This is a genomic window from Cryobacterium sp. MLB-32, from assembly GCF_000738085.1.
Taxonomy (GTDB): Bacteria; Actinomycetota; Actinomycetes; order Actinomycetales; family Microbacteriaceae; genus Cryobacterium.
In genome coordinates this window covers 1-5,066 of sequence record NZ_JPRS01000176.1, presented here as the reverse complement: position 1 = coordinate 5,066, position 5,066 = coordinate 1, and the positions used below count along the sequence as shown (strand labels likewise).

The 5,066-nt window shown below is 65.8% G+C and carries 4 protein-coding genes; all 4 read left to right on the top strand.

The annotated features are described in order from the left end of the window. Positions 1–777: hypothetical protein (locus JF66_RS23750; protein WP_369798039.1), on the top strand; the 777-nt coding region annotated here is incomplete at its 5' end. A gap of 121 nt (positions 778–898) precedes the next feature. After that, entirely contained in the window at positions 899–2,440 is a 1,542-nt protein-coding gene (locus JF66_RS15070; RefSeq protein ID WP_231556452.1) for an SCO6880 family protein, read from the top strand. After that, positions 2,437–3,891, top strand: a complete 1,455-nt coding sequence (locus JF66_RS15065; RefSeq protein ID WP_081882424.1) for an ATP/GTP-binding protein — start codon at positions 2,437–2,439, stop codon at positions 3,889–3,891. The genes JF66_RS15070 and JF66_RS15065 overlap by 4 nt, the downstream gene beginning before the upstream one ends. 4 nt (positions 3,892–3,895) lie before the next feature. Beyond that, positions 3,896–4,960, top strand: coding sequence for a hypothetical protein (locus JF66_RS15060; RefSeq protein ID WP_035879328.1), 1,065 nt, complete (start codon positions 3,896–3,898; stop codon positions 4,958–4,960). Positions 4,961–5,066 lie beyond the last annotated feature (106 nt).

Below are 5,066 nucleotides of genomic sequence, written 5' to 3'. Positions count from 1 at the left end.
AAGAACAAACGCAGCTTCGGACTGAAGATCGCCACTCTCTGGGTGGGTATCCTCGCCGCGCACCCGTTGCTCTTCCTCCTTCTCGGACTGGCGTTTTCCATGACAGCCAACCAACTGCACGCCTTCGGCAACAACTTCGGCTTGCAGTCCATGGTGTCTCTCCTCGTGGCGATCATCGGCCTGATGATGGCCGCATTGTCCCCGTTATTGCTGATGAAGTTCGCGCCCGTAATACCGATGGCTTTTGGCGGGACAAGCGGCCCATCGGTCGATGTCGGCAAGCACATCGGGGCGCAAAACATGTCCGACGCCAACGAACGCTACGGCTACAGGCCGGACTACAAGAAGCCCGGGCAGAACGCAGGCCCGTCCACGAAGGCGACAAGCGGCGAGGACGCCGAGCCGGCGACGGCGTCGCCGAGCATGGCGGACTTCGTTGCCGGTCCCGGGCCAGGCACCACTTCCGCTGGTACGGCCCGAGCGAGCGCCGCCGGTGCCTCAGGAAGCACCACTGCCGCCGCAGGGACGGGTGCACGAGCCGCTGCGAGTGGGGGAGCAGCCGCAGCTGAGGGCGGCCTTGCTACCGCGGGAGCTGCAGAGTCAACGACCGGCGCTGGCGCCGTGATCGGGATCCCGACGATGATCCTGGCAGCCGGTGCGACCGTCGCTCACAAGGCGGCGTTCGTCGCTAAGAAGGGAGTGGACTTGGCTCAAACCGCTGGTGAGCAAGCGACCGATTCAGCCAGTGGCACCGGGAGAGGCGACGGCGACTCATGACTGACCCTCACACTCGTGCAGTGGTCCGGTACCTCGGCGGAGAGAGCGGGCACCGCTCCTTTTTCGGAGGTACCCACTCCCGTGCCCGGGTCATCTTCTTGGCCGCGTCCTCATCTTCGGGATGGTGTTCACGCCCCTCATCGGATGGCCGGCGCTCGCTCTCGCCGCGACCAGCTGCGCCATCACTTTCCTGGTTACGGCGAAAACGCATCGCGGGTCGATCATGGATCGGCGGCGCAAGCGCTCCCGGTGGAAGAAGCGCACGCGCGCGGGCACGACAGTATTCGTGCCCTACGAAGTGGGCGCGTGGGACCAACTCCAGCAGGCCATGGCCGATGCCCAGGAAACCACAGGGCCCACGCGGCGGCAGGCGACGGCTCAGGCTCGCTTGGACGTGGTGGCGATGAGAACAAACCCGGACGGTGCCGACGGGCTGGGCTGGCTGCAATACGGACGAGGAGAGCCCGGCATTGCCTGGCACGCGCCCGTCGGTGAGCAGGCCTACCTGTCAGTCACGTTCGCCGTCAGTGGCCAACTTCGCGGGATCGAGTCCTCCACGGTCATGGCTCAGGCCGCACACGGCTGGGGCGCGTTCCTAGCGTCCCGGGCAGTTCCGTCGGCGCTGGTGCAGGACGTGCAGGTCACCACCCGGGTGCTCCCTGCGGACACGGCGATGCAGGAGTTCTGGGTGTTGAACAACCTCGATCCCACAGCCCCCCAGGCCGCAGTCGCCTCCTACGAGGAAGTCCTCCGATTGACCGGGGCCGACGCGATGGTGCAGCGCCACTTCGTGACCGTGAAGTGGCCGCTGACAGCGGCGTTTTACGACGCGGCCGCGAAATACGGTGAAGACCGTGACGGCTGGCGGGCCCTGATGCGGCAGGAGATCGACTCCACGCAGCGGGGCCTGGTCGAATCGAAGATCGGCCGCGTCGAGATCCTCACGGCGAGGCAGCTGGCCGCGGTGATCCGCCACCAGCAGAACCCGTCACGGCCGATCGACTTCGTCGCCGACGTCCACCCGTCCCGACTCGGCGAAACATCACACGACGAGTTCTCCGCACACGTCGTCGACGGCGTCGACCCGATCACCGCGGCACCGGTCGAATGGTGGCACCGCACGGCCGCGATCCGAGCGGAATCGCTGGCCACGGCCGCCCGCACACAACTGTGGGTGCTGGACGTTCTGATCGGCAAGGACCTCCAATTCATCCGGTCCGTGTCCTTTCACATCCACCTGGTTCCCGCGTCCGAGGCGAAAGCCGCGGCCCGGCAGGACCTGGTCCGAGACACCGCTGAGGCACTGTCACGGCAGGAAGCAGGGCAGCTCGATACCGGCGACACGGACGTGCACATGACCGCCGCCCGGCGCCGCGGTCAGGACCTCGTCTCCGGGTCTCAACACCACGGCGCGGTGTGGATCGGATACGTGACCATTTCTGTGCGGTCCCGTGACGAGCTCGCTCGAGCGTCCCGTCAGCTCGAGGAAACCTGCTCAACGGGCCTCGGCATTGAGAGCCTCGACTGGATGGATTCGTATCAGGCCGCAGCATCAGGCACGACCTGGCCGATCGGCCGCGGCCTGATCGGTACGACCCCGTCGTTCTCTGCCCGGGTGTACAGCCAGCTGGCCGGCAAATCAGAGAAGGAAGCCCTCTCATGAGCCAACCCGAACATCCCGCAACCCGATCACGGATCTGGACGCTACCCGTGCTCCGAAACTTCGCTCCGCCACCTGACATCCCCACGGGCACTGGAGGACAATCCGCGGGCGGCGAGCTCGTCCCCTGGGCACACCCTGGCACGCCGCTCCGTGCTGACCATGGCGTTGCGCGGCGTGGGTTCTACGCTCCGGCGCTGCTCGGTGCTCCCACGACGACTCGACAGGCCGAGATCCTCAACACAGCCCTGATCGGCCCTCCGACCGGAACACGGGGAGTCGTGAATGGTCGCGATGTCCTCTCGCGAACGACGATCTCCCACGACCCTGTCACGGCGTACAACTCGCAGCCGCGGGAGGTCTCCAGCCCGAACGTCATTGTGATGGGTGACGTTGGTGCGGGGAAAAGCTCCCACACCAAGTGCAACTTCGTCCTCCGGCCGCTGCTGCTGAAAGGGCGTCGGGGCGTGGTTTTTGACATCAAAGACCAAAACGGGGAAGGCGAATACTCGGACCCTGCCCGGTGCTTCGGGTTCGAACCGATCAAGTTCACCAGCGACGGCTCCGGCACCACCCTGAATCTCCTCGACCCGGTCATCGCCCGTGGCACCGGCATCCAAGGCCAGGCCAGGCTGCTGAATATCGTCACCCGCCTCGCGCGCGGCGACCAGCCGCTCGACGGGTGGGAAGAAGAAGCGCTTCGCGCCGCGCTCCGCACGACCGTCGAGCAGGCGCACGGTCGTGCACCGGTTCTCGCGGACGTCCTCCCGAACCTGGGCAACATCGCCGACGACGACGCCTACCGGTCCCTGTCGGTCAACGCGCGCGATGACCTCCACAAGGCCGGCCTCTCCGTCAAATGGACCCTCAACGGGCTCCTCGACGAATACGCCGGCCTCCTCGACGGGGAAACGTCCTCGACCGTTGATCTGAACGGCAAGCTGACCGTCTTCGACCTGTCGCAACTACCCGCCGACGGGCCGGCGGTGCCGGTGGTGATGGCGATTGGGAACATGTGGATGCTCGGACGCCTCCGACACGAACGCAGCTTCGCCACCACCGTCGTCTACGAGGAAGGGTGGCACATGATCGGGGGGCCCTCCGCGCAGCTGATCAAGTCCAACCAGAAGCTCTCCCGAGGCCTCGGGATCTCCAACGTCTTCGTTATGCACAAAGGCACTGACATTCCCAAAGACTCACCCGGCATGACCATCATCCAAGAAGCCCAGACGGTGATCATCTACCGGCAGTCCCGCCCCCAAGATGCCCTCTGGTGTCAGGAGACGTTCGGCCTGGCTCCGGAGACCGGCCGGGCGATTGAAATGCTCCGTGACGGGCATTACATCTTCAAGTACGGGTCGCACCCGGAGGCGCACGTGCAGCACATTCGCTCCGCGTGGGAGCAGCAGCTGACCAACACGGACGAGGGCCTCGCCGTAGGCAACGTCATCTGAGCTCATGGGCCTGGGCAAAGTGATCGCCGTCGGCATCGCCGGCCTGATCCTCACCTTGGGCGGCTCGGTCGCCCTTTCCTCCGGAACCGGGACCAGCTGCGGACCCACGACCATCAACGCAGCCACCGCCACGACGACCCGACCGGTGGCCGGGTACGGCGGCGACCAGCTCGGCAACGCCGCCGCGATCATGAACGCCGCCACCGCCTTGGGCCTGAACGCGCACGCCCAGGCCCTCGGGGTCATGACGGCGATGGGGGAGTCGAGCCTGCACAACGTTGACCATGGCGACGCGGCCGGCCCCGACAGTCGCGGCTTGTTCCAACAACGCGACGCCTGGGGAACACTCGCCGACCGGATGAACCCCGCCACCGCAGCGTCACTGTTCTTCCAGCGGCTTCGCGGCGTTCCTGGCTGGGAAACCCTGGCACCCACGATCGCCGCCTCCCGGGTTCAAATCAACGCGAACCCCAACTATTACGCGCCGTTTTTCGCGCCCGCGCTCGACGTCGTCGCGGCCTTGTCAGGCGCAGCCGCCGGCGGTTCGTGCGCGGTGTCCGGGGACGCGATCGGCCTCGCACAACAGCTCGTCACCGCCGCCGACGCCGGCCAGCTGCGGGGTCTGGTCCCCGACCACATCCGGGAAATCCGGTGGATCGCTCAAGGGCAAACGGTGCCAGACTGCGAAATCGACACCCGCATCCTGCAGGTCATCGTTCTTGCCCTGAATCAGTTTCACCAGGTTGGCGTCAGCGACATCAACCGCAAATGCACCGGCACGCTTCTCGGCGCCGGGACGCAGTCCTCGCACTGGATCAACGGCGGCGGAGAAGCTGTGGACATCTACTCCCTCGGTGGCGTGCCCGTCACCGGTGCGGACGGTCAATCGATCAGGCTGATTGGCCTCCTCGACCCGGTCATGCCGGCCGGGTCCCGCATCGGCCAAGAGCAATGCCGACGGAATGCCGGGAGCGCCGTTCAGCTTGTGCACTTTACTCAGATCAACGACACGTGCAACCACCTGCACCTCGACGTCGCATACACCCACGATCCGGTGACCGTTGGATAACGCCAGGACTCAGTACCTCGCGACCTCATCGATAACCTCGCCGATAAAGTCGGATCTCCGTTCGATCCCATCGTCAAAGTTGTTTGGCACGGCGTCTCCGACTGCG